The organism is Candidatus Baltobacteraceae bacterium, from assembly GCA_036489885.1.
Lineage (GTDB): Bacteria > Vulcanimicrobiota > Vulcanimicrobiia > Vulcanimicrobiales > Vulcanimicrobiaceae > JAFAMS01.
In genome coordinates this window covers 317,056-342,159 of the sequence record DASXEW010000003.1, presented here as the reverse complement: position 1 = coordinate 342,159, position 25,104 = coordinate 317,056, and the positions used below count along the sequence as shown (strand labels likewise).

The window sequence follows — 25,104 nt, the reverse complement described above, 5'->3', positions numbered from 1 at the left end:
ACATCGAAGAGCCCCGGAGCAATCCGGGGCTCTTCGATTTTCATTACCGAGCGCTGACGTACGTGCGAAGAAAATCCATCGTGCGCGTCCATGCATCAATGTTCGCGTCGGAATCGCCGGCGTCGGTGCCTCCGCGTGCGGGTCCGCGTCCGCTCCGCATGTAGCCGCCGGCCGGCCGGGCGGCGTCGGCGCGGTCGAAGAGATGACCCGCATTCGGGTATATCTTGATCTGGTATGGCGTCTTAACGTTTTCGAGAATGCTGGCCAGCCGGAGCGCGGCGTGAACGGGAACCGTTCTATCATCCGAGCCGTGCAAGATCAGAATCGGAGCGCTTGAAGCATTCGCGAGCCGTTCGAAGTGCGTCAACTCCTTATCCGTTCCGGCACCGGAGTACGCCCCATAGTATCCCACTGCGGCCTGCACCTTGTTCGTCAGCGCCAGCCAAACCGCGAAATACCCACCGGCAGAAAAACCGATCGCAGCAATCTTCGAACCCTGCACCTTGGGATTGTTTTGAAGCGTGTCGAGCGCTGAGACGAGATCGGCGTAGATTGCATCTCCGTCGCGCGTGAACGCTTCATCCCGCGATTGCGCGCTTAGACCATATGCCGCCATGAACGCCGGAACGAGACAAACGTATCCCTCGCCGGCGAGTCTGGTCGCGAATGCGAGATCGGCGTCTTCTAATCCACCGCTGGTGTGAAGGACCAACACGCCCGGATAAGGTCCAGGTCCGTCTGGTGCCACGAGCGTTGCGTGCATGCTCTTTCGGACGCCAACCGTGATTTCTGTCTGTGCGGCAGATACCGGCGGAGGGGCAACGCTTACGGCGATTGCGAGCGCAAGAATAACGCTCCGGACCGAAGGCACCATCGTAACCGCATTTTCTACTTCGTGAGCGGCAGCTCCCACCATTCGTCGAAGTGGTCGTGTCCGAAAGCGCGCGTTTTCGTTGATTCGATCAATTTGAATCCGGCTTGTTTGTAGATCTTACGAGCCGCGGATAAAATGTCGATCGTCCAGAGCAGCATCTTCGCGTAACGGCATTGGCGAGCGAAGCGAATGCACTCGTCGACGAGACGATGTCCGATACCGAGACCGCGCGCTTCCGGATCGACGATCAGCATGCGCAGCTGCGCGACGTTGTCACCTTTGTCAAAGAGAAAAATGCAGGCGACGTTGCGCCCGTTGCGCTCGGCGATCCAGCAGCGCTCGCGTTTTGGGTTCAACTCGCGTATGAATCGCGCGGTCGTGTCGGCGACATAGGCTTCGAACGTGATGTCCCACCCGAACTCTTGCGCGTACAGCGCACCGTGCCGCGAGATTACCCAACCGATATCGCCTGGTTGATGCTCGCGAATGATGTACGGTTCCGAACCTGCAGCGGCTGAAAATGCCGTTTGTATCTCGCGCATCGCTGCAATCGCGCGCTCTTGTTCGCCCTCCGGAATCTCACCGAGCATTGCTGCGACCTCTGCGTTCTGGCGCCGCGCGAGCGGCGCGAAGGCCTCACCGCCGCGCGGCGTCAGGGTCAGCACAGTCTGGCGAGTATCCGTCGACGACCGGCGCCGGCTGATGAGACCGCGGGCCGCGAACCGCTGAAGAATCCGGCTGAGATAGCCCGGGTCGAGCCCGAGATCGCGGCTCAGCTCGACAGCGGTCGTAGTCTTGCGGTGGGCAAGCTCGTAAAGTACGCGCGCCTCGCTCAGGGAAAACTTGCTCTGCAGCACGCTCCCACGCAGAGCGCCGATCTTCTTGGTGTAGAAGCGGTTGAAGCCCCGAACCGCCGCTATCCTCGTATCTCCGGCAGCCATTCCCTCGATTGTCAACTATTTGGTTGCTTCAGTCAAGTATATTGGGATTTCACTAGATACGGCGAACCCCGTGTACTAAAGTCCTCACGAAAGCTCGGTATTGAATGCCCAAAGCGCCGCACCGTGCGCTGCTGACCGATTTTCTGAAGTCGCGGCGCGCGCGTTTGAGGCCGGATGACGTTGGCTTGCTGATCGACGATGCGCGGGGGAGACGGACACCTGGGCTACGGCGCGCCGAGGTGGCGCGCCTCGCCGGCATCAGCACCGAGTGGTACACGCTATTCGAAATGGGACGCGATCGCGCCATGACGCAACGCATCATCGAACCGGTCGCAAAAGCGTTGCGATTGAATCGCGTCGAGCGCGATTACGTCTACACGCTCGTACGCGGCGAACCGCCGCCACCACGAGGTGTTCGCCCCATTCATCCATCCCTCGAGTACTCGCTCAAGAACACGCGAGAAGCCGCAGTGCTCGTGTACGATCCGTGGCTGACGCGCGTTCGCGCCAACGGTGTCGCCGAAAAAGTGTTCTTACACGGCAATGAGGAGTGGCTCGCGCGCAACGTCGTCTGGCGCACGTTCAAAGACGATGCATTGCGCGGCCTGATGGGTCCCGGTTGGGAAGAGCACACGCGCCGAAATCTCGGACTTTTCCGCCGATCGCTCGCGCGCGATCCGGAAAGTCCGGCCGCACGGCTCGTGTTAGATGCGCTGCGTGGTCAGTCGGAATTCGAGCGTCTTTGGGGCGCGCACGACGTGTCGTCGTTTGATGAGCTCAATCAGGAGAACTTGACGAAGCCATACATCATCACGCATCCCGCCTACGGTTCGCTCGCCGTCCACGCGATTGTCTTTCCGGTCGCCGGATGGCCCGGAGCGCACACGCGCTATCTTACGCCGGCAGATGATGCGACGCTCGCAGCGTTTCGTGACGCGGGCGGCGGTTCTTAGCTAGTCGTCGTCTTTGGCAGCGCGCTCGGGTGTGCTCTTGCTACGGGATTCATCCCACAACGCTTTGTCGAGCGATCCAACACCACGATCGGTGCCTTTCGGATCTTCGAGAATACCGCTCAGCGGTGAACGCTGCGGATCTTTCTTTGCGCGCGGCTTGCCCGTGTGCGTGCCGTTCTTACTTTCGTCGGGGTTCCGCATAAATGGCCCGTTCCCGGCGGTCCCGCGCGCGAAACGTTTAGGCTTGGCCCTTGAAGAACGTAAGCAGCCGTTCCGCAGTCTGCTTCGGAACTTCTTCGGCAAGATAGTGTCCCGAAGGTAAGGTTTCGCCGCGAACGTCGCTTGCTCGCTGCTTCCAGAGCGCGATCGGATCGAACAAGCGATTGACGACGCCTTTCGAGCCCCATAGCGCGAGCAACGGCGCCTCAACTGTCTTCCCTCCATCGGCGTCGTCGTGTTCGATGTCGATCGTCGCAGCGGCACGATAGTCTTCGCAGCTTGCGTGAATCGTCTTCGGATCTTTGAAGCATCGAATGTATTCGGCGAGCGCTTCGCGTGTGAAAATCTCTTCATCCAGACCGCGTGACCATGCGCGCATCTTTTCGCGCACGTAATATTCGGGATCGGCGCCGATCAAGCGCTCCGGATAGTCGAATGGCTGCGCGAGAAAAAACCAGTGATAGTACGCCATCGCAAACTCGAACGTCGTCGGCTTGAACATCTCGCGCGTCGGCGCAATGTCGAGCACCGCAATGCGCTCGATGGCAGAGGGATGATCGAGCGCCATGCGATGTGCGACACGTCCTCCGCGATCGTGACCGGCGACGGCGAAGCGCTCGTAACCCAGCGACCGCATCGCTGCTAGTTGATCGTTTCCGGTCGAGCGCTTCGAATAAACGAGATGCGCCTTGTCACTTTGCGGTTTGTCGCTGTCGCCGTATCCGCGAAGATCGGCAGCGGCGACCGTGAAGTGCTTTGCAAGCACGGGCGCAACCTTGTGCCACATCACGTGTGACTGCGGATAGCCGTGCAGAAGCAGAAGCGGCGGCCCACTCCCGCCGACGACCGCGTTGATCTGAATGCCGTCCACGCCAGGGAGGCGTCGCGTTGCAAAACCTTCGAACATAACGGCATGCGCGTTATCGGCGGCGGCGGCGTCGCCCTGCATGTGGTCGCCGAAGGCAATCCGGACGGTCCCGCGATTCTCTTCATCCACGGCTACTGTCAGTCGACGTTCGCGTGGCGCGAGCAGTTTTCGAGCGATCTCGCACGCGACTTTCGTTTGATCGCCTTCGACCTGCGTGGGCACGGTGAATCCGATAAGCCCGGTGAGGGAGCCGCGTACGCGGAATCGCAGCCGTGGGCCGACGACGTCGCGGCAGTCATCGCGGCACTTGAGTTGAAGAACGTCACGCTGGTCGGATGGTCGTATGGCGGCTACGTCATCTGCGACTACCTGCGCTTCTACGGAAGCGATCGCGTTCGCGCGATTTTACTTGCGTGCGCCCTAACGGTGAAAGGCGGCGAGAAAGCTCGCGGCTTCACGGGCGCGCAATTCGCAGCGCTCTTTCCGGCGCTCAATTCATCCGATCCTGAAGTTCTTCGACCGGCGATGGCGCGCTTCGTCGACATGTGCGTCGCGGATCCGGCGCGCTTGCCGGAAAACGATCGCGTCCGGCTGCTCGCCGTTGGCGAGCAATGTCCCGCAGTGGCGCGTGAGTGGATGGGCCGCCGGAAACTCGACAACGACGACGTGCTGAAGACGCTGCGGATTCCGGTCTTGTGCGTGCACGGCACGGAAGACGCCATCGTAACGCCGGCGTCATCGCAACACAATGCCACCGTCATCCCGGAGGCACGGCTTTCGCTCTACGAAGGCATCGGGCACACACCGTTTTTTGAAGGTTCGAGACGCTTCAATCGCGAGCTGCGGGAACTCATGACGTGAAAAACAACGTGCTGCGATTCGTCTTTCTGATGGGCATCGTCAACCTGTTTGCGGACATGGTGTACGAAGGGGGACGCGGCGAGGTCGGTGCGTTGCTGGGGTCACTCGGCGCGAGCGGGTTTGTAGTCGGCGCCGTCGCCGGGGGCGGCGAGCTCGCCGGCTACGCCGTGCGATCGATTGCGGGCGCGATCGCCGACCGCACGGGAAAATATTGGATCGAAATCTGGGCGGGCTACATCATCAATCAACTCTGCGTGCCGGCGCTGGCGCTCGCCGGAAGTTGGCCGGCTGCCGCAGGTCTCGTCATCGGCGAGCGTTTCGGTCGCGGCGTTCGCCGCCCGGCGACGAGCGGACTCATCGCGGAAGCCGGACGGCAGCTCGGCCGTCGTGGTTGGACCTTCGGCGTAAACGAAGCCATGGATCAAACCGGCGCAACGATCGGTCCGCTACTACTTGCGGTCGGCATTACGCACTCGGGAATACGTCTGGGCTACGGCGTTCTGTTCATTCCGGCGATTTGCACGCTAATTGCTCTTGCGGTCGCGCAAACCGCGAGCCGCGGACTGACGCCGAGCGTGGGACGTTCGACGCTGCTCAAAGATCGTGCGACGTTCAAACGCTATGCCATCGGCGGCGCACTTGTCGCCGCAGGTTACGTGGACTTCGCGTTGATCGCGTTTCGCTTCGCGCGGGATAACGTCGTGTCGATTCCGGCGATCTCGATCTGGTTTGCCGTCGCGATGGGTGTGGCCGCAATTGCCTCCTATTTTCTCGGCAGCTGGCTCGACAAGTACGGTTCGAACGTCGTCGTCATCTCGTTGATCATCACGGCTGCGGCCTCACCGCTTGCGTTTCTTGGGACCGGCGCGTTGGCGCAGGCCGGAGTCGTCTTTTGGGGACTGGGGACGGCGGTACAAGATACGTTGCTCGTCGCCCTCGTTGCGCGCGTGATCGGCGAGAAACGCGCGACCGCCTTTGGGATCTACGACACCGTCTTCGGCGTCGCGTGGTTTGCGGGAAGCGCGCTGATGGGTTATCTCGTCGATCGCTCGATCCTCACACTGGTCGCGTTCTCCGTCATCGCGCAGCTCGCGGCGATTCCGTTCTTCGCGGGCGCGCGCACTCAGGAGCCGAGCTTACACTGACTCTCTGACTGCGGGACGGGATATGACGCCGAGCCGAGCGTTTCGACGAAATCCCACTGGTTCTGCATCGCCTTCTCAGCTCTGCCTCGCAAGAAATAATATGGCTTGATGACCTGGTGATCGAATCCACGGATCGTTTCGCGGCCGGTCGGACCGGCGTAGGTGTAGCCTTGTAGCGCTTTCGCCGCCGCAAGCGGATCGATTGACTTTGCGCGCTCCATGCCGGAAAGTGCGAGCTTCGCCTCGATGTAGGCGCTCGCACCGACGTAGCCCATCGGCTCACCGTAGGCCTTTAGGTACGGTTCGCTGGCCTTGCGCGTCTCGGGCGTTGCGTCGTGCCAGTATTGGCAGCCGACATACAAATCATCCATCGCAGCCGGACCGATGCCTTGATAATCGAGCAGACCGCCGCTCCACACATAGAGAAGTTTAGCAGTGTTCTTGACGCCGAATTCTTGCGCCGTCTTGATCGTCTTGATTGCGTCGCCGCCGAAGTTGAGGAGCGCGATTACGTCGGGTTTCGACGCTATGGCAGCCGTGACGATCGACGAGTATTCGGTCGCACCCAGCGGATGATATGCATTTCCGATGACGTCGAGATTGTGTTCTTTTGCGACGTCGCGCACGTTGCGCAACAGCGAATCGCCGAAAACGTACGACGGCGTAATTGTGTACCAGCGCTTGGCTTTTGGAAAGCGCTTGATGAACGGATACATCGTGGCACGAACGGCGCCATACGTCGGAACAGCCCAACGGAACGTGTAGGGATTGCAGGCACTGCCTGTGACTTCATCGGCGCCGACGCTCGTCAGAAACATCGCGTGCTTCATTCCGCAGATTTGCTCGATTGCAAGCCCGACCGAGCTGGACGCGACGCCGACAAAGTACTTTGCGTTCTCGTGATCGATCGCGTCACTCACTTGTTGGACGCCGACACCCGGATTCGTTTGATCGTCGCGGATGATGTAACGAATCTCGTGACCGAGCGTCTTGCCGCCGGCTTCCGAAAGGGCGAGCTTTATCCCACGGTCGGTATCGCGCCCGAAGACGGCGTAGGCTCCCGTTTGCGAGAAGATGCCGCAAAGCGTGACGTCCGCTTCTGCAGCGCTCGCGCGACCGAGCGGTGCCGCGAGCGTTGCGGTGACGCTGGCTCCGAGCTTCAGCACATCGCGCCGCGTGAGATGTTGTCGCATGAACCCTCCCTTTCGGACGCCTTTATCCCACGCCGAGATAGTTCGCCTGCAGGTCCGCGCGTGTTCCGAGTTCATCGGCGCCTCCGGCGTAAACGAGCTCGCCGGTCTCCAAAATGTAGACGTGCGACGCCAAGTGCAGCGCGATGGAGACGTCCTGCTCGACGAGTAAGATGCTCAAGCCCTCGGAACGCATTCGCTGAACCGAGTCGATGACCGCGTCGACGATCACCGGAGCAAGTCCCTGCGATGGCTCGTCGAGCAGCAGTAGCTTCGGACCCGTTACGAGCGCGCGTGCGATCGCAAGCATTTGCTGCTCGCCGCCCGAGAGAAAGCGCCCGCGCCGGGAACGCAATGCGCACAGCTGCGGAAAGAGCTCGAAGATGCGTGCGGCGGGCCACTGCGTGTTCGTGTGTTGCGAGATACGGAGATGTTCGTCGACGGTGAGCTCCGAGAAAACGCGGCGTTCTTCGGGAACGTATGCAATGCCCAAGCGATTGATCTTGTGCGGCGTGCGGTGGTCGATGCGGGTGCCGTCGAACGCAATTTCGCCGCTTCGCGGGTGCACGAGTCCCATGATCGTTTTGAGCGTGGTGCTCTTGCCGGCGCCGTTGCGGCCCAGCAGCGCGACGACCGATCCATCCGGTACCTCAAGCGACAGATTCCGCACGACGGTTAGGTCGGCGTATCCGGCATCGACACCTCGCACAACGAGACTCATGGCGTCCGATTCCCCAAGTACGCCGCGCGAACGCGCTCGTCGCCGCGGATTTGTTCCGGAGTTCCACGGGCCAGAACGCTGCCGAAATTCATGACGGTGATCTCGTCGGAAAGTTCCATCACCAGGTGCATGTTGTGTTCGATCAATACGATCGTGTAATGTGCCGAGAACGCCCGAATTCGCGCGAGCAATGCGCGCGCGTCCTCTCCGGAGAGCCCTTGCGACGGCTCATCGAGCAGCAGCAACACCGGCTCGGTTGCGAGCGCGATCGCAATTTCGAGCAATCGCTGGTCGCCGCCCGCGAGCTCGCCCGCACGGCGCTCCGCAAGATGCTCGAGGCCTAGCTCCGCGAGCACGGCGTGAGCTTTTGCGGTGACGGCCGAAAGGCGCTTCGCCGAAGACCAGAGTCCGAAGCTCGCGTGCGTCCGCGATTGGGCCGCGATGCGAACGTTCTCGAAGGCGCTCAAGTTGCGAAAGACGTTGGTGCGCTGAAAGCTTCGTCCGATCCCGAGATGCGAGCGCTCGCGCACGTCAAGACGCGTGATCTCACGATCTTCGAACGCGATAGCGCCGCTGCTCGGCGCCATGTCGCCTGCCAGAAGATTGAAGAGGGTCGTCTTTCCCGCACCATTCGGACCGATGATCGCGTGAAGCGTCCCCTTACGCACGTCAAGGTCGACACCGTCAACCGCAACGGTTCCACCGAACCGCTTGGTGAGACTACGCGCGCTTAACATGCAACAACTGCACGACACCGCCGCGCATTACCATGACGACCGTACAAAACAGAAGGCCGAGTATGAGCGGCCAGTGCGCCCAGACGTGACTGAGCCTGTCGGAGAGCAGCGTAAAGATCCCGGCGCCGGCGATCGCGCCGTATGGCGAACCGATTCCGCCCAGGATGCCCATCACGACGATGTTCGTTGACGTCGTGAAGTCGACGACTTCCAGCGGTACGAAACCGTAGAGCATCGCGTAGAGTGCGCCGCCGATCCCCGTGATCGCACCTGAAATCACGAACGCCGATACTTTGAAACGGCGCGTATCGTAGCCGATCGCGCGGGCGCGCGCTTCGTTCTCGCGAATCGCGCGCAGCACGTGGCCGAAGGGCGCATCGACGACTCGCAAGAGCGCGTAAAACACGATCAGGAAAACGGCGCCGGTGAAATAGTAGTAGGCGACGTTGCTGCTCAAGTCGAGGCCGAACAGCGTGGGGCGAACGATGCCGCGCAATCCGTTGTCGCCGCCGGTGATGTCGCGCAGCTGGAACGCGAGATAGTACGCCAGCTCGTTGAACGCGAAGGTCAGCATCACCGCGTACACACCGGCGCCCTGGCTTGCAAGCAAACCAACGATCGCGGCGCCGGCCGCACCGCACAACGCAGCGAGTGCGAGCGCAAGCAGGATCGGAACGTGAGCGACGTGGACGAGCAGCAGTCCGGCGGCATACGCGCCGAGGCCGTTGAACACGGCCTGCCCGAACGAGAGAAAACCCAGCTCGCCGAGCAGCAAATTGAACGCGGCTGCCATGAGTCCGAAGATCAGCGCTTGCGCAAGCAGGTCCGGATAGTGCACGACTAGCGGCGCAAGCACGATCAGCGCAACCAGGATTGCGAACGGTAGTCGCCTTGCGTTCATCGCCTTCCGAAAAGTCCTTGCGGCCGCACGAGCAGCACAACGGCCATCGCAACGAAGATCGCGACTTCGTCCGCGGCCGGAAAGACGATCGACATCAGCGATTGCACGAGCCCGACGAGAATGCCGGCGACGACAGCCCCCGCAAACGAACCGAGTCCTCCGATCACGACGACGACGAACGAAAGTGCGTTGAGCTCGTTGCCCATCGCGGGTTGACCGCCGCGAAGCGGCAAGATCAGCGCGCCGGCGATCGCTGCAAGTGCGACACCAATCCCGAAAACAAGCGTGAAGAGTCGCTGAACGTCATAGCCGATCGCATCGACCATCTCGGGATCTTCGATGCCCGCGCGAATGACGGCGCCGAGCTTGGTGCGTTCGAGAACGATCCAAACTGCCGCGATCAACAGCGCTGCGACCACCGCAAGAAAAACGCGGTAGTACGGAAACGAGATGATGCCGAGCGCGATGCCGCCGGTCAGTCCACGCGGAACCTCGACGCTGAGGGGATTCGGTCCCCAGATCAGCACGATCGATTCTTGCACGATCAGCACGAGGCCGAGCGTGAAAAGAATCTGATACGTGTGTCCGGCACGCGCGAGTCGCCGTATAAACAAGGCGTCGATTATGATTCCGACGAGTCCTACGGCGAGCGGCGCAGCAAGCAACGCCAGCGGGAAGCCCGCATGCGTCATTGCCGTATACGCGACATATGCACCCAGCGCATAAAACGCGCCGTGCGCAAAATTCGGGATGTCGAGCATCCCGAAGATCAGCGTGAGCCCGGCTGCAACGAGCGCGTAGATCACGCCCAGAACGATGCCGTTCAGAATCTCGATTGCGACGAGCGAGGGCTCCACGGTTCTAGGCTCTACGACGTCGCGCCGAGGCTGACCCCGAAGGCATCGGCCACGGCCGCGCCAGGACACCGACGAACGTAATCGCAAGCGTCGCGGCCCCGGCGACCTCGAACATCACATTCGTCCCCGCGTGTTCACATATCCAGCCGACGAGCAACGATCCGATCGGGCCGGATGCCAGAAAGAGATATGAATAGAGTCCAGCGATCCGGCCCTGTAAGAATTCCGGCGTCGCGAGCTGCACGAGCGCATTGGTCGTCGCGGTGTACGTCGTGTAGAAGATGCCCATGAAGAAGAGCGATACTCCGACGAGGACCGTATTCGTTTGCGGCGCGACGACGAATTGCATTGCGCCGAAGCCGGCAGCCGCGGCGAGCAATACGATCGGTCCCGATCTCGCGCGCGCAGCAGTAAACAGTGCGCCGACAAGCGCCCCGAAACCGAAGCATGCAGTAATGAATCCGTAAACTTCGGCGCCGCCATGAAGCGTTTGCCGGGCGAGGATCGGGAGCAGAACGTTGAAATTGATCGCCGTCAACGAGATGACGAAGAGCATCGTTAGCGCAATTGCGATCGTCTTGCGCCGTCGCGCGTAGCGTAAACCCTCGACGATCGCAGCTCGGAACGACCTAACTTGCGCCGGACGACGCGCGCGCGTATGAAACTCGGAGCGCCGCATCATGGCGAGTGCGACGATTACCGGAATGAAGCTGAGTGCGTTCAGCGCAAAGCACGCGGCGGTGCCTACCGCGGCGATCAACACGCCGGCGATCGCCGGGCCGATGATCCGCGTCGCGTTGTTCAGACTCGAATTGAGCGCGATCGCGTTTGCAAGCTCGCGGCGTCCGACGATTTGTACCATCAGCGCTTGGCGGCTCGGATTGTTGAGCACGAGCACCGTTCCGCGCACGGCCGCGAGCAGGTCGACGACCCAGAGGCGGTCGACGTGCAGCATCACGATGAGTGCAAGCGCCGCCGCGGCGAGTGCCATCGCGCTCTGCGTCACGATCATCGTGCGCTTGCGATCGAGACGGTCGGCGAGCGCGCCGCCGAAGAGCCCCAGCAGCGCGTACGGTCCGTAAAGCGCAAAGCCCATGACGCCGACGGCCTGTGCCGAATGCGTGAGATCCAGCACGAGCCAGGCTTGCGCTGCGTTTTGCAGCCACGTGCCGATCTGCGAGATCAGCTGGCCGTAGAAGTAAAGCCTATAGTTTCGGTGTCGTTGAAGGCTCGCAAAGGTCGCGGTCAGAGCCGACGGGACGCGCACTCATGCGTAAGCGTCTACATGCGTTCCCAGACCCTCTTGGACGGCGGAGACGGCAGGCGCCGGTCGTGGCGCGCTCGCGACGGCTTGCACGGGGGCGGCCCAACTAGCCGCCGAGGCTCCGGTTCAGGAACTTACTGCTGCGATGCTCATGGTGAGAGGGTAGTACGCGCGTCGTCCGAGGGATGTAGGTTAGCTTACAAAGCGGCGGTGAGCAGCCTTACCGACGCCGGGGTGATTCGAGCGTAGTCTACCTGCGGACGATACGTTCCAACACTTTTTTCGGAAGGATTGCTATGTTTGCCAAATTTCTCGTGGCGCCGGTGCTGGCGCTCGGCATTGCCTGCCTCGCCGCGCCCGCAGTAGGTGTAGCGCAGCAGAGCATGAGCTCCATGCATTCGATGGCGGGTTGCACGCCGGAAGCGATGCATGCGGCTGTTTCCAAGATGGGCACTCAAATGTCGTCGATGGAGAGCACCGGCGATATGGACAAGGACTACGCTCACGCCATGATGGCGATGGCGAAGGGCCAGCGCGATCTGAGCGCGTGGGAAATGAAGTGCGGCAAAGATTCGAAGACCATGAAGATGGCCAAAGATTCAATGCATGGTGCGGATTCCCAATACAAAGCCTGGGGCGGAATTTTCGGCGGAGCCTAGTCCTTAAGTGATCCGGACATCCCGGCGACGTAATATTCTGCAAAGAAGAAGTACGCTAAGAGCGCCGGGATGATCCCGATCAATGCACCGGCCATCAATTGGCCCCACTGAAATACGTCGCCGCTGATCAGTTCCGACGTCATCCCGACCGAGACGGTTTTGTTCTCGGGCGACGACATGTAGACGAGCGCGTACAGATATTCGTTCCACGACAACGTGAACGAGAAGATAGCGGTCGTGATAATCCCGGGTACCGCGATCGGGAGGATGATCCGCCACATGATCATGAGATTGCTCGCGCCGTCGACGCGCGCGGCTTCCTCGAGCTCACGCGGAATCGACTTCAGAAATCCGATCAGCACCCACGTGCAGAACGGGATCAAGAACGTCGCGTAGATCGGGATCAGCGCCCACAGCTTGTCGAACCAGTGGAGCTGGATTAGAACGGTCGCAAGCGGGATGAACAAGATCGCGGGCGGGACGATGTACGCAAGAAAAATTGCGGTGCCGAAGGCCTGACTTCCCGGGAAGCGTAGGCGGATGATTGCGTATGCAGTGATATAGGAGACCGAAACGCTGAGCAGCATCGCTCCGATCGAGAGAGCCAGCGTGTTACCGAACCACGTAAGATAGCGCGTCTGGGTTAGCAGATTGACGACGTGCTCGAGCGTCCAGTGATAGATCAGAAACGGGTTGGGCGTAACCAGCAGCTCCTGATTTATCTTGAACGTAGTCGCGAGCATCCAGTAGAACGGCAGTAGCAAAAAGACCGCGTAGAATGCCAGCGGCACGTAAATCCGCAGCGCGCGTACGCGGTTCATGCGGTCGCCCGCTCCTCACGGACCGAGCGCACGACGAACCAGGCAAAGAAGATCATGAAGATGATCGGCGAGATCGCAACGGCGGCGCCTTGTCCGAGCGATCCTCCGGTGATCGCGCGTTGATATGCGAGCGTGGTAAAGACTTGCGTTGCATCCGTCGGACCACCGCGCGTGATCGTCCAGATCAACTGAAAATCGGTCAGCGTGAAGATCGCGGAGAACGACACCAAAATCGTCGTCACCGGCAAGAGCAGCGGCCACGTAATCCGCCAGAACGATTGCCAAGCCGATGCGCCGTCGATGGCAGCCGCCTCGAGCAAGTCCTTATTGATGCCTTGCAAGCCGGCCAGATATCCGATCGCAAAGTACGGAAGTCCACGCCAGATGTTCACGACGATCACCGAAATCTGAGCGTGCGTCGGCGAACCGACGAAATTGATCGGCGCATGGATGAGGTGGATTTTCATCAGCAGCCAGCTGATGGCGCTAAACTGCGGATCGAAGAGCCACAGCCAAGCCAAGGCGCTGAGAACCGTCGGCGCGACGTACGGCATCAACATCATTGCGCGGGCAATACGATAGCCGGCGAACTTCTGGTTCACGATCAGCGCCAGGATTAGTCCGAGACTGACTTTTCCGATCTCTGCGAAGAACGTGTAGGCTATTGAGAACATCGCCGCACCGCGATACGTCGGATCGGAGATGAGGTCGATGTAGTTCTGAAATCCTACGAACTGGCCGGGCGATCCGAGCACCGTGTTCGTCAGGCTCAACCAAACGCCGAGGAACAGTGGATATGCGAGCAGGCCGCCCAAAATTAGGACGGCCGGCACGATGAGGATGAGCCCGAGAACGGGCGGCGAGTCGAGACGCCGGAGCAGAGGGGCTAGGCCGATTTATAGATTTGCGTGAGTCGGTTTTCGGCTTTTTGCATAGCAGCGCGCGGCGCCATCTTGTTGATGCAGACGTCGGCGTACATGTCGATCAGCACGAACTGATCCGTAGCTTGGGCTGCGGCGCGTCCGGGGACTCCTGGCCAGCCGTCGAAGCGCGCGCCGTCGAGTACGTCGCGGTACGGCGTGACGTTCGGATCCGAGGTCCAAACCGGAAGCTTCGAAAACCCGCGATAGGCGGGCGTGATATAGCCGATCATGTCGGTCACCCACTTACCTGCCTGCTCCCGATCGAGCATGAACCGCAAGTATTCCTTAGCAGCGTTCGGATATTTGCTGTACTTCCAAATGTAGGCGTGCGTGAACGTGCTAAATTGCGTGCGCTGCTTGATCGGACCCAGCGGCGGAAGCGCGTTGTACGTCACAGGGAAGAGTTTCGGATACTGCGCTTTGGCGACGTACCAGATGCTGATGCCGTTCATCGTTAGTGAAATTTGGCCGGCGAGGAATGCCTGGTTGTTGTTTGCATCGCCCCACGATGCGACGCCGTCGATCATCGTCTCGAAGAGCTGCTGCGCGTATTCGATCGATGACAGCGTCTCGGCGGAAACGATCGCCGGCGAGTTGTCGGCGTTCACTTGACGCCCGCCGTGTCCCCACAGGTTCCAATGCGACCAGCCCTGACTGTCGCCGACGGCATGGCCGAGCGAGAAGCCGCACGGGTGTGCCTGTTTCTTCATCGCGCGTGCAAGGGCGAGCATTCCGTCCATGTCGGTAGGGAAACTCTGAAAGCCGGCTTGCTCCATCCAGTCCTTGCGATACGCCATGGCATTGCCGGGGACGCCGATCGGAACGCTGATCCAACGCTTGAGCGTGTCATGGTAACAATACGAACGCGCGACCGGGTAAACGTAACCTGATTTCTTTTGAATGTAATCGACGAGATCGCCGACATCGACCAGCTTATCCGGATACAGATACGCGTCGCTGTTCCAGCCCATGATGAGATCGGGCCCGGAGTTGATCTGCGCGGCGAGTGCGGCTTTCGGCGAAACATCCGGCCAATTCAGCCACTGAATTTGCACCGGGACGCCGGTCAGCTCCGTAAACTTCTTGGTGTTCTCTTCCCACGCCGTGCGATCGCCCTTGACGAACTCCGTCCAACGCAAGAGCTGCAGCTGTGCGCCCTTTTCGGGTTTGAATGGTGAAGCCTCGGCGGCCGCGATTGCTTCCGCGGGAAGACCGGTTGCGGTTGCTGCCCCGATACCGGCAGCGGAAAGTTCGAGAAACGTCCGTCGGTCAAGACGCGCCATGAAAGCCCCTCCTTCAAACAGCGGACGAAAGCTGTTCCTAGTCGCTCGACCAGACCCTTTCGGCGCCAACGTATGTTGCTCTGATCGGAATCGAAGCAATGCGCGAAGGCGCGACCGTCAGCGGATCGTCTTCGAGCAAAACGAAGTCGGCGAGATACCCGGGCGCGAGCCGGCCTTTGATTCCGAGGTCTCCGGCGGCCTCCGCAGAGCCCAGCGTGTAGATTGCAAGCGCCTCCTGTGGGCTGACGCACTGGTTCACGCCGAGCTCCGGGCCGTCGTCGGCGCGCCGCGTCACCATGCTCTGCATGCCGTAGAGCGGCTCGAACGGTCCGCACGGATAATCGCTCGATCCGGCAACGGTAATCCCCTCGCGCAGAAACCAGCTGTGCGCGAACATGCGCTCCAGCCGTTTTTCGCCGTACCATTCGATCAGCTTGCTGCCGTGATACGCGACGTAGCCCGCGAACGGGATGGCACAGGCGTCCAAGCGCTTGATGCGCTGGAGAATTTCTTCGTTTATGACGCTGCAGTGTTCGATGCGATGCCGCAGTCCGGGCCGCGGAAATTCGTTCGCCGCGTCTTCGAACGCGCCGAGCAGTATGTCGAGCGCGCGGTCGCCGTTGCAGTGGACGCATAGTCTGTTTCCGTCGGACTGACTGCGCCGCACGATCTCGCGCAGCTCATCGGTCGGCGTGGTCTGCATTCCGTAGTAGTCGGTACCTTCGAACGGCTCGGCCAAGAGACAGGTCCGACCTCCGATCGCGCCGTCGACGAACGATTTTATCCCTCCGATCCGCAGACGTGTGTTTCCGAAGCCGGTGCGAACGCCCAGGGCGTGCAGCTTCTCGTAGTGATCGACGGCCAGCATCGCATTGAGCCGCAGCTTGAGATCGCCGAGACGCTCGGCTTCCGCAAAGAGCGCGATGTCGGCGGGACCGCAAAGCGCATCGCCCATCGACGTTATCCCTGCGGCGAGGAACATCGTTTGCGCGCGATTGAGCCCGTGTAATCGTTCGGCGTCAGTGCTGGGCGGTGCGACGCTTTTCTCTCCGTGCGCGACCGAGGGATACGCGAAGTTGAAGATTGCTTGCTCGTAGAGGACGCCGTTCAGTTTTCCGGCGGCGTCGCGTCCAAATGCGCCGCCGTCCGGAGGTTGAGTCTCTTCATTGATGCCGCCGAGCGCAAGCGCACGCGAATTCGCAACGCCCCAGTGCCCCGCGACCTGCAAAACGAGCACCGGATGATCGGGCGCGACTTCATCGAGATCCGCGCGCGTGAGTAGCCGGCCCTCGACCATCTTCGCGTCGTCGTAGCGGCTGCCGCGAATCCATTCCGAAGTCGGGCGAACGGCGGCTTCGCTTCGGATGCGCGCTTTGATCTCGGCGAGTGAGTGAACGGACTTGATTGAGAAGTCGAGGTGCAAGAGATCCTCGGCCGCCATTGCGAGGTGCGCGTGAGCGTCGTTGAATCCCGGAACGACGACGCCGTCGAGCTCGACGATCTCGGCGCGCGGATAACGGTCTTGCAAGAGCATGAAGCCGCCCGAGTCGATGATCCACTCACCGAACGTTGCGAAAGCCTCCGGTTCAATGCGGCGGTCTTGCGCCACGATCCGGCGCGCTCCGAATATGCGAAGCCGGTTCGAGCTCACCAGCGCGTAATAACGACCTTTTGCTGCGTGTAAAAGGCGACGCCGTCTTTGCCGTGCATCCGCATGTCGCCGAAGATCGATTCTTTGATGCCGCCGAACGGGAAGAACGCCATCGGTGCTGCGACGCCGACGTTGATGCCGACCATCCCGGCCGCAATCGAATGCGCGAACGTCTGAGCTGCAGCGCCGCTTTGCGTAAAGATCGACGACGCGTTGCCGTAGGCCGAGCGGTTCGCGAGTTCGATTGCGGCCTCGAGCGTCGGAACGCGCACGATCGAAAGAACCGGACCAAAGATTTCGTCACGCGCAAGCGGCGATGTAGGATCGACACGGTCGAAGATGGTCGGACCGACGAAGCTGCCTTCGGACGGAACGTTCTTACGGCCGTCGGCGACGAGGTCGCTCGTGCGCAGTCCGTTCTCGATGTAGCCGACGATGCGCGTGCGGGCTTGCTCCGAGATAACAGGTCCCATCTGCGCGCCGTCGGTTTCCCAGGCCGCGACTTTCATCTTTGATGTGGCATTTTGCAACATCGGAACGAGTTTGTCGCCGGCTTCGCCGACGGCGATCACGACCGACCCCGCCAAGCAGCGCTCGCCGGCCGCGCCGAACGCGGAGCCGAGAATTCCGTCGAGCGTGGCGTCGTTGACGCCGTCGGGCATCACGATCAAGAAATTCTTCGCGCCGCCGAGCGCCGTGACGCGCTTGTGATGCTCGACTGCAAGGGATTGCACGCGTCGCGCGATCGCCGAGCTTCCGACAAACGAAACGGCAGCCGTCAACTCGTGCTTGATCAACGCTTCGACGACGTCGGCGTCGCCGTGCACGACTTGCAGCACGTCTTCGGGGAAACCGCACTGATTGAAGAAGTGTAGAAGGCGTTCGGCCGAGAGCGGAGTTTGCGGCGACGGTTTGATGATAAACGTATTGCCGGCTGCGATTGCAATCGGGAACATCCACGCCGGGATCATCGTTGGGAAATTGAAGGGCGTGACGCCGACGCAGACGCCGAGTGGTTGACGAATCGTGTTCGAGTCGATTCCGCGCGCGATTCCTTCGAGCGAATCCCCCATGAGCAGCGACGGCATCCCGCACGCGAACTCGACGCACTCGATTCCGCGCCGCACCTCGCCGCGGGCATCCGCAAACATCTTTCCGTTTTCGTTGGCAACGAGCGTCGCAAGCTCGTCCAGATGCTCATCGAGGAGCACCTGGAGTTTAAAGAAGCGACGCGTGCGCTCGACGACCGGGATCTGGCTCCAAGACGAAAACGCTTCGGCCGCTTTGCGAACGGCGCGGTCGACTGCGGGAGCGTCAGCTCGGCTGACGCGCCCGAGCTCTTTGCCGTTCGCGGGATTGGTGACGACGATTTCATTGCTCGCCACGCTCGTGGCGGAGCTCATGCGCTTGCGAGTGCTTTTTCGAGATCGCCGAGCGCACCGTCGAGTGCTTCGAAGCCTCGCGCGAGCTCGGATGGCTCGATCGTGAGCGGCGGCGCGATGGCGGCGAAGTTGTAGCGCACCAGCACCCACGCGCCGCGTTGGCGCAAGCCGGAGTTGAAGGCCGCCATTGCGCTCGGCTGCGAGCTCTGCCACGGCACGACCGGTTCGCGCGTGGTGCGATCCTTGACCAGCTCGAGAGCGAAGAACGCACCAACGCCGCGCACCTCGCCGATCGATTTGTGCTTGCGGGCCAGTTCGTCGAGGCCTTTGCGCAGCGGACCCTCGAGCGCCGCGGCTCTCTCGAAGACGTTTTCGTCGCGATATGCACCGAGCGTTGCAAGGCCGGCCGCCATTGCCAGCGGATGACCCGAATACGTATGTCCGGCCCAGAGGACATTGTTGTCGAAGTGTTTGGCAAGCTCTTCGCGCAAAATCACGCCGCCCAGCGGTACGTACGCCGAGGTGACGCCTTTTGCAAAGACGATCGCATCGGGCATCACGCCGAAGGTGTGGGCGGCGAACGCTCTACCGGTTCGTCCGAAGCCGGTCATGACTTCATCGAAGATCAGCGCGATGCCGTACTTATCGCAAATCTTGCGCAGGCCGGCGAGATAGCCGTCGGGATAAACGATGATGCCGTTGCTGCCGACGACGGGTTCGATCAAAATCGCGGCGACGCGCTGTGGATCTTCGTATCCGAGAATCAGCTCGAGATGTTCGAGCGCGCGCTGCGTTTCTTCTTTCGGATCGTTCGTCGAGAACGGACTGCGATACGGATACGGCGCGAAGAAACGCACGACACCTGGGACGCCCGGTTCGGCGGCCCAGCGGCGGCTCTCGCCGGTCAGCGAACCCGCTCCGGCAGTCGAACCGTGAAAGGAACGGTAGGCGCTCAGAATTTTGTTGCGGCCCAGGGCGAGCCGCATGATCTTGCTGACGTCGTCGATAGCATCGGCGCCGCCCGTCGTGAAAAGGACGCGGCCGCCATTCGGCCATCCGACCATCTCGACGAGCCGCTCGGCGAGCTCCGCACGCTTATCGTTCGCCCAGCTCGGCGGTGCGAAGGCGACGCGCTCGGCTTGTTCTTTGATCGCCTCGATGACATGCGTGTTTCCATGCCCGAGGTTGACGGCGACAAGGCCGGCAGTCATGTCGATGTACTCTTTGCCGTCGACGTCATAGAGCGTCGAGCCGCGCGCTCGCACGATAACAGGCGGTTGCGCGCCTTTTTGGGCGACCCAAGGGGATAGGACGAAGCGAGCGTGCTTTTGCGAGATCGATTCCGACGACGTGGCGAGCATGGGGACCTCCAGGACTGCGCAGTTTCGCCTCCGCAGGCCCGGGCCACTCTCCTGGCCGTAAGGCCAAAGCGGCCTGCGAGGGGTTGCACGAACGCCGGTGCGGCATGCAAGGGCTTTTTGGGGTTTTTGACGAGTTCGCCGACGAACGCGGGCAGCCGTGGCCGCATTATGACGCGCTCGCCCAATCGCTCTCGGCGATCGCTGAGGCTGATATCGGTCATCGGCTCGCACAGATCGATTCGGCCCTCTTACAGCGCGGCGTTACATTCACGGTCTATTCGGATGCGCGCGGAACCGAGCGCGTGCTCCCCTTCGATCCATTGCCGCGCATCATTCCTGCAAGTGAATGGGCGCATATCGCAGCCGGGATCGAACAGCGCGTTCGCGCGCTCAACGCCTTCCTTTATGACATCTATCACGAACAGCGCATCGTCCTCGCGCGCAAGATTCCGGCGGAGATCGTCTTCTCGTCGAAATTCTATACTCGTGAGATGATCGGGATCGAGCCGCAAGGAGGCGTCTATATTCACGTTTCGGGGATCGACTTGATCCGCGACGGCTCCGGCGAATATCTCGTACTCGAGGACAATCTGCGTACGCCTTCGGGTGTAGCCTACGTTCTCGAAAATCGCGAGATCCTCAAGCGCACGTTTCCACAGTTTTTCCGCGATTACACGCCGCTGCCCGTTGACGATTACCCTGCGCGATTGCGCGCCGCGCTTACGAACGTAGCGCCGGCCGGCATCGAGGATCCGACGATCGTAATCTTGACGCCGGGCATTCACAATTCGGCGTATTTCGAACACGCATTGCTGGCCCGCCGGATGGGCGTCGAGCTCGTCGAGGGTCAGGATCTCGTCGTCCACGACAACATCGTGTACATGAAGACGACAAAGGGTCTGGCGCGCGTCGACGTCATCTACCGCCGGGTCGACGACGACTTTTTAGATCCGCTGTATTTCCGTCCGGATTCGGCGCTCGGTGCGGCGGGGATCTTCGACTCGTATCGCGCCGGGAACGTCACGCTCGCAAACGCCGTCGGTACCGGCGTCGCCGACGATAAAGCGGTTTATCCGCACGTTCCGGAAATGATCCGCTATTATTTGGGCGAGGAGCCGCTGCTCCCAAACGTGCACACCTTCGATCTTACAATAGATACTCAGCGCCGGCACGTGATCGAGAATCTCGAACGGCTCGTCGTCAAGCGCACCGCAGCATCCGGCGGCTACGGGATGTTGATCGGACCCGCGTCGACGCGATCCGAGCGTGAAGTTTTTGCGGAAGCCATCGAAGCGCATCCGCGCGACTTCATTGCGCAGCCGGTCATAGAGCTCTCGTCGCACCCAACGTTGATCGAAAGCGAGATCGCGCCACGGCGCGTCGATCTGCGGCCCTTCGTCTTATACGGGCGGACGATCGATTGTCCACCAGCGGCGCTGACGCGCGTCGCGCTCGAAGCCGGTTCGCTGGTCGTGAATTCGTCGCAAGGCGGCGGCAGCAAGGACACGTGGATTCTATGTTGAGCCGCGTCGCCGAATCGCTGTGGTGGTTGAGCCGGAATCTCGAACGTGCGGAGACGCTGGCGCGCATTCTCGACGTCAACTATTCGCGAACGATGGATCGCTATAGCGGCCGCGAGTCGCTGCGGCATTGGAAAGTCGTGCTGGACGTGGCAGGGATGCAGACCGATTTGGATCTCATTCCGGAAGCAAGCGTCCCAGCGACAGCACTCCATTATTGTACGTTTTCGCGCGAAAACCGCACGTCGATTGTTTCGTGCGTCCAAATCGCGCGCTCGAATGCGCTCTACGTCCGTTCCGAGCTTTCCAGCGAGATGTGGGAAGCGATCAACGGATTGTATCTCTTCGTCGAAGCGTCGTCACCGAAGACCCTCGCGCGCGAAGGTCCGTCGTCGTTTCTGAGGCACGTCCGTGACGTCGCGCAAGCGCTCGGCGGCATCATCGATGCAACGCTCGTCCGCGACGAGCTGTGGGATTTCTTACACATGGGCCAACACTTCGAACGCGCCTACGTCACGAGTCGCGTCTTGCGGGCTCAAGCCGGAAGCGATCTCGCCAGCGAAGTTCAAACCGTCTTGCAGATGTGCTGCGCGAGTGAGCCATTCGCGCGCCTCCCGCACTCGATTCCGGAGCCGGATCGCGTGATCGCCTTCCTGTTGCTCGACGCTACGTTTCCGCGCTCGGTTCGCTACGCACTGCGTGAGGTCGACGGCTCGCTACACCGTGTCTCGGGGACGCTGGCGGGGACGTTCAGCAACGACGCGGAGCGCGTCTTGGGACGTTTGCTCGCGATGCTTGATTTCGCGCACGCCGGCGAGATTGCAAGCGAAGGCGTCGCAGGTTTTGCGCAGGTCATATGCCGCCGGCTCGACGAGCTCTCGTCGGCGACCGAGCGAATCTATTTCCCGCGCATTCCGGTGGCGGTGTAGTGCAGTTCACGATCCGTCATCAAACGACGTACCGCTACGCGGGGCCGATTCACGAAAGCTATACGGTCTGTCACTTGCAGCCGTTCAGCGACGTCGAGCAGTATTGCACGCAGTTCGAGCTCAACAGCGTTCCGCGCACAAAAGTCTTCTCGTATAAGGATCGTTTCGGCAATCGAGTGCATCATTTTTCCGTTGTCCCGGAGCATGCGCTGCTCGCGATTTCGACCCGCTCGACGGTCGTTACGGCGCGGACCGAAAATGCGGCGCAGGCTTCGGCCGATGCATCGCGGCGCGCGTTGCTGGCCGACGCGCAGTTGGTGTCACTGTACGATTTTCTGCAGCCGAGCCCACTCATAGAGTTCGGACCCGATCTCGCCGCGCTTTCCGGCGACATCGGTGAGCCGTCGGAAGACCTGCTCGACTGGTACCTTCACGCGGGAACGTATATCAAAGAGAATTTCGAATATGTGAAGCGTGCGACCAACGTACGCACCACCGTTGCGGAGTCTGTCCGCTTGCGCGCCGGCGTCTGTCAGGATTTCGCCCATGTACTGATTGCGCTATGCCGGCACAACGCGATTCCCGCGCGTTACGTCAGCGGCTACATCTTCAGCGGACAGGCCGATTCGGTGCTCGGCGCGGAAGCTTCGCATGCCTGGTGCGAAGCGTATCTTCCGCCTTTAGGTTGGGTCGGGTACGATCCGACGAACGCGAAGCTGGTCAACGACTTCTTCGTCAAGATCGCGATCGGCCGCGACTATCGCGACGTCAGTCCGGTTCGCGGCGTGTACAAGGGTCTCGCGCAAAGCACGATGTCCGTCAACGTCGCGATGGACGAGCTTTACGATGCTGCCCGTGAGGTCGAGCTTGAGGCACTTTACGAGCAACAACAACAGCAGCAGTAGTTAGCGCGACGAAAATGTTCTATGCTCGATCGCCAAGCCCGGTAGAATCGCAAGCTCGACGTCGTCGCTGAGCGAGCGCTCGGGGCCCGCACGAAGCTCGCGAGGCAGTGATGCGGGATCGATCGAGACGGTTGCGTCTTGCGGGATTGGTTGCCGCGGGAAGAAGAACGTGCCGTCCGCGTTCGTTTGTACGGCGAGATCGCCTGGCTCGATGAGCACCGTAATTCCAGCCAGTGAAAAGTCCGAAGGCACGATTGCGGCGGGTGCGAGCGTGAGGTGACCCTTGATCGCCTGCTCGGGATAGAGCGAAAGCGAAACCGTGTCGCCCGGGGCTTCGACCGTAACGGCGGTTTCCTGCGAGCCTTCGGTTCCGTCGAGGCTCTCGGCCGAAAAACGATGCGGGCCTTTGGTGACTTGAATCGTAAACGCCGACGTCGCGCGCGTTCCGGCCGGCGTTCCGTCGACGAAGACGCGCACGGGGCGCGCCCAGGGGCCTTGGAGGCGAACGTTCGCGGGGACCATCGGTTCGGTCGCTCCACGGCGCCGACCGATCGTGGCGGCGAGGCCGAGATGCAGGCGATACGGACCGGATGCGGATGGACGCAGCGTCCCTTCAACCGAGAGCATGTGGCTTATGGGAATCGAGAGGCCGGCGATCGGACCGGCTTTACCGCCGCTCGGAAAGCCGACGCCCGTAACGAGATTCAAACCTGGACGATTCGTGCGCGCTTCAACGTATGATTCGGAGTCGCCGAGCGAGCTATATGATTGCGCGTCGATCGTGATCGCCGGAAAATAGTACGTGCCCTCGAGTCCGCTGGCGCGCGAAACACCGGGAACGGTATAGCCTTGCACGTCGGCGTTCGTCGTATGGTATGCCAGCGAACCGGAGATCTCGTGATTTGTTGCGGTGACGCCGGCAACGAAGTTTTGCGAATGCGTCGAGATACCGACAAACGGGCCGAGCGGCGACTGAGGTGTTTCTTCAAAACCCGCCGCCACTGTCGTCGCCTCGCTCAGTTCGTGACCGAGATCGACACGGATCGGCGCGTCGTTGGGGCCGAGGGGTAAGCCGCTGGACGCATACGTAACGGCAGTTTCGACGAACGTGCGTCCGCGCGTGCGCGCGCCGAATCCCATGCCGAAACCGCGACTGCCGATGATGAACTCACGCGTGTAGTCGCCCCAAGGCTCGTGCGTTACCGAAAAGCGGCGCAGCAGCATTTCAGCGTATGACGTGCCGTGCATCAGGACGTCAAGCGTATCGCTGGTCCCGTTGTGCGGATCGGAGAGGACCGTACCGAAGCTCGAGTAGCCGTCATCGAGACGCCGCCCGATGAACGCATCTTGACCGCCGATGCCGTTGTGCAGATCGACGCCTTCGTAAACCCCGCCGCCGAAGATCAATCCGGCTAGCGGATCGCTGATGTAGCCGATGCTGGCGTTGCGTTCCGCATCGCCGACGATGACGGTCGCATCCGGCGGACCGATGCCGTTGACACCGGATGAGTTGAGGCGCGTCGCAAGAAACGAGCCATTCGTCTCGCTTTGAATGTTCAGCACGTTCGCGGTGCCGCTGCGATCGAGCGAGAGCATAACGCGCCCGGCGTTTGCGGTCGTACCGTCGCCGCCGTTGTTGTTGCTGCGATTGACGCGTGGCGTAGCGGTCGGGTGCGGTGTCGGCGACGCCGGAATTTCCGTGATCTCGGTGCTGCTCGAAAGATCTTGCGGACGATGAAAGGCAAGCTTACCGTTGTTCGTAAGCGTCAGCCCAAAGAGTTTCGCGGCATCGTGCGCGCTAAGGTAAATTTGCCCGTCACGGTCCAGCGGCGGTTCTGCGAACATCGCGTGCGGGTCGCCGTTTTCTCCGACGCTGCGCAAGCCGATCGTTAGCGTTAGCTGGCGGTCGTGCCCGGTCAGGATGGCAGCGCTCTTCGTTCGCACGATGCTCCAGTTGAGCGCGCGTGCGAGTGGACTGAGCGCGACAAGAATATCTTTTCCGTTGCGCTCGACCGCGACCGTACCGAGCTGAGTGTCGTCGAGCCAAACGTTCGGCCTGCCGTTCGTTTGTGCGGCGGCCGGGGCCAGGCTTCCGAGCAGGGCAATGCTGAGCGCAAGGATTGCCGCGAGCGTTCGCAT

24 protein-coding genes are annotated in these 25,104 nt (G+C 61.2%); 7 read left to right on the top strand and 17 right to left on the bottom strand.

Annotated elements, in window-relative coordinates:
• Positions 1 to 43: 43 nt before the first annotated feature.
• Together VGG22_07620 and VGG22_07615 are read right to left on the bottom strand one after the other, a co-directional pair.
• Positions 44 to 874 (bottom strand): dienelactone hydrolase family protein, encoded by an 831-nt coding sequence (locus VGG22_07620; GenBank protein HEY1728223.1) that lies wholly within the window; start codon positions 872 to 874, stop codon positions 44 to 46.
• A gap of 14 nt (positions 875 to 888) precedes the next feature.
• Positions 889 to 1,815: a helix-turn-helix domain-containing GNAT family N-acetyltransferase gene (locus VGG22_07615; GenBank protein ID HEY1728222.1), complete on the bottom strand. Its 927-nt coding sequence runs from the start codon at positions 1,813 to 1,815 to the stop codon at positions 889 to 891.
• Between the two features lie 104 nt (positions 1,816 to 1,919).
• Here VGG22_07615 and VGG22_07610 point away from each other — a divergent pair, with 104 nt between their 5' ends.
• Positions 1,920 to 2,768, top strand: a complete 849-nt coding sequence (locus tag VGG22_07610; GenBank protein ID HEY1728221.1) for a helix-turn-helix transcriptional regulator — start codon at positions 1,920 to 1,922, stop codon at positions 2,766 to 2,768.
• On the opposite strand, the gene VGG22_07605 is transcribed toward VGG22_07610, so the two are convergent.
• Both VGG22_07605 and VGG22_07600 read right to left on the bottom strand, forming a co-directional pair.
• Entirely contained in the window at positions 2,769 to 2,969 is a 201-nt protein-coding gene (locus VGG22_07605) for a hypothetical protein (protein HEY1728220.1), read from the bottom strand. It lies immediately after the preceding gene.
• A gap of 37 nt (positions 2,970 to 3,006) precedes the next feature.
• Positions 3,007 to 3,858, bottom strand: coding sequence for an alpha/beta hydrolase (locus VGG22_07600; protein ID HEY1728219.1), 852 nt, complete (start codon positions 3,856 to 3,858; stop codon positions 3,007 to 3,009).
• Positions 3,859 to 3,900: 42 nt separating this feature from the next.
• On the opposite strand from VGG22_07600, the gene VGG22_07595 reads away from it, so the two are divergent.
• Together VGG22_07595 and VGG22_07590 are read left to right on the top strand one after the other, a co-directional pair.
• The gene (locus tag VGG22_07595) at positions 3,901 to 4,716 is read left to right on the top strand and encodes an alpha/beta hydrolase (GenBank protein ID HEY1728218.1); all 816 of its coding nucleotides are present in this window, start codon (positions 3,901 to 3,903) and stop codon (positions 4,714 to 4,716) included.
• Positions 4,713 to 5,861 carry an MFS transporter gene (locus VGG22_07590; GenBank protein ID HEY1728217.1) on the top strand — a complete coding sequence of 383 codons (1,149 nt, stop codon included), beginning with the start codon at positions 4,713 to 4,715 and terminating at the stop codon, positions 5,859 to 5,861. The genes VGG22_07595 and VGG22_07590 overlap by 4 nt, the downstream gene beginning before the upstream one ends.
• Here the strand turns inward: VGG22_07590 and VGG22_07585 are convergent.
• From VGG22_07585 to VGG22_07560, 6 genes are read right to left on the bottom strand one after another with little or no spacing between them, the layout of a single operon-like run.
• A complete protein-coding gene (locus VGG22_07585; protein ID HEY1728216.1) occupies positions 5,840 to 7,054 on the bottom strand; it encodes an ABC transporter substrate-binding protein in 1,215 nt (404 codons plus the stop codon). The genes VGG22_07590 and VGG22_07585 overlap by 22 nt on opposite strands.
• 22 nt (positions 7,055 to 7,076) lie before the next feature.
• A complete protein-coding gene (locus VGG22_07580; GenBank protein ID HEY1728215.1) occupies positions 7,077 to 7,772 on the bottom strand; it encodes an ABC transporter ATP-binding protein in 696 nt (231 codons plus the stop codon).
• The gene (locus VGG22_07575) at positions 7,769 to 8,509 is read right to left on the bottom strand and encodes an ABC transporter ATP-binding protein (protein ID HEY1728214.1); all 741 of its coding nucleotides are present in this window, start codon (positions 8,507 to 8,509) and stop codon (positions 7,769 to 7,771) included. The genes VGG22_07580 and VGG22_07575 overlap by 4 nt, the downstream gene beginning before the upstream one ends.
• Positions 8,493 to 9,410, bottom strand: coding sequence for a branched-chain amino acid ABC transporter permease (locus VGG22_07570; protein ID HEY1728213.1), 918 nt, complete (start codon positions 9,408 to 9,410; stop codon positions 8,493 to 8,495). The genes VGG22_07575 and VGG22_07570 overlap by 17 nt, the downstream gene beginning before the upstream one ends.
• A complete protein-coding gene (locus VGG22_07565) occupies positions 9,407 to 10,267 on the bottom strand; it encodes a branched-chain amino acid ABC transporter permease (protein ID HEY1728212.1) in 861 nt (286 codons plus the stop codon). The genes VGG22_07570 and VGG22_07565 overlap by 4 nt, the downstream gene beginning before the upstream one ends.
• 4 nt (positions 10,268 to 10,271) lie before the next feature.
• Entirely contained in the window at positions 10,272 to 11,534 is a 1,263-nt protein-coding gene (locus VGG22_07560) for an MFS transporter (protein ID HEY1728211.1), read from the bottom strand.
• Positions 11,535 to 11,827: 293 nt separating this feature from the next.
• On the opposite strand from VGG22_07560, the gene VGG22_07555 reads away from it, so the two are divergent.
• Complete coding sequence (locus VGG22_07555; protein HEY1728210.1) at positions 11,828 to 12,190, top strand: hypothetical protein; 363 nt, start codon at positions 11,828 to 11,830, stop codon at positions 12,188 to 12,190.
• On the opposite strand, the gene VGG22_07550 is transcribed toward VGG22_07555, so the two are convergent.
• Genes VGG22_07550 through VGG22_07525 form a run of 6 tightly spaced genes read right to left on the bottom strand, consistent with a single transcriptional unit; the run spans position 12,187 to position 19,611 of the window.
• Complete coding sequence (locus VGG22_07550) at positions 12,187 to 13,011, bottom strand: carbohydrate ABC transporter permease (GenBank protein ID HEY1728209.1); 825 nt, start codon at positions 13,009 to 13,011, stop codon at positions 12,187 to 12,189. The genes VGG22_07555 and VGG22_07550 overlap by 4 nt on opposite strands.
• Entirely contained in the window at positions 13,008 to 13,844 is an 837-nt protein-coding gene (locus tag VGG22_07545) for a sugar ABC transporter permease (GenBank protein ID HEY1728208.1), read from the bottom strand. The genes VGG22_07550 and VGG22_07545 overlap by 4 nt, the downstream gene beginning before the upstream one ends.
• Before the next feature lie 53 nt (positions 13,845 to 13,897).
• Positions 13,898 to 15,217 carry an extracellular solute-binding protein gene (locus VGG22_07540; protein ID HEY1728207.1) on the bottom strand — a complete coding sequence of 440 codons (1,320 nt, stop codon included), beginning with the start codon at positions 15,215 to 15,217 and terminating at the stop codon, positions 13,898 to 13,900.
• Between the two features lie 37 nt (positions 15,218 to 15,254).
• The gene (locus VGG22_07535) at positions 15,255 to 16,868 is read right to left on the bottom strand and encodes an amidohydrolase (GenBank protein HEY1728206.1); all 1,614 of its coding nucleotides are present in this window, start codon (positions 16,866 to 16,868) and stop codon (positions 15,255 to 15,257) included.
• Positions 16,865 to 18,271 (bottom strand): CoA-acylating methylmalonate-semialdehyde dehydrogenase, encoded by a 1,407-nt coding sequence (locus VGG22_07530; protein ID HEY1728205.1) that lies wholly within the window; start codon positions 18,269 to 18,271, stop codon positions 16,865 to 16,867. Before VGG22_07530 ends, VGG22_07535 begins: the two co-directional genes overlap by 4 nt.
• Entirely contained in the window at positions 18,268 to 19,611 is a 1,344-nt protein-coding gene (locus VGG22_07525) for an aminotransferase class III-fold pyridoxal phosphate-dependent enzyme (GenBank protein HEY1728204.1), read from the bottom strand. Before VGG22_07525 ends, VGG22_07530 begins: the two co-directional genes overlap by 4 nt.
• A 104-nt stretch (positions 19,612 to 19,715) precedes the next feature.
• Here VGG22_07525 and VGG22_07520 point away from each other — a divergent pair, with 104 nt between their 5' ends.
• From VGG22_07520 to VGG22_07510, 3 genes are read left to right on the top strand one after another with little or no spacing between them, the layout of a single operon-like run.
• Positions 19,716 to 21,134: a circularly permuted type 2 ATP-grasp protein gene (locus VGG22_07520; GenBank protein HEY1728203.1), complete on the top strand. Its 1,419-nt coding sequence runs from the start codon at positions 19,716 to 19,718 to the stop codon at positions 21,132 to 21,134.
• On the top strand, positions 21,128 to 22,060 hold the full coding sequence (locus VGG22_07515; GenBank protein ID HEY1728202.1) for an alpha-E domain-containing protein: 933 nt from the start codon (positions 21,128 to 21,130) through the stop codon (positions 22,058 to 22,060). Before VGG22_07520 ends, VGG22_07515 begins: the two co-directional genes overlap by 7 nt.
• Positions 22,060 to 22,965, top strand: coding sequence for a transglutaminase family protein (locus VGG22_07510; GenBank protein ID HEY1728201.1), 906 nt, complete (start codon positions 22,060 to 22,062; stop codon positions 22,963 to 22,965). The genes VGG22_07515 and VGG22_07510 overlap by 1 nt, the downstream gene beginning before the upstream one ends.
• On the opposite strand, the gene VGG22_07505 is transcribed toward VGG22_07510, so the two are convergent.
• Positions 22,966 to 25,104 carry a hypothetical protein gene (locus VGG22_07505; protein HEY1728200.1) on the bottom strand — a complete coding sequence of 713 codons (2,139 nt, stop codon included), beginning with the start codon at positions 25,102 to 25,104 and terminating at the stop codon, positions 22,966 to 22,968. It abuts the gene before it with no gap.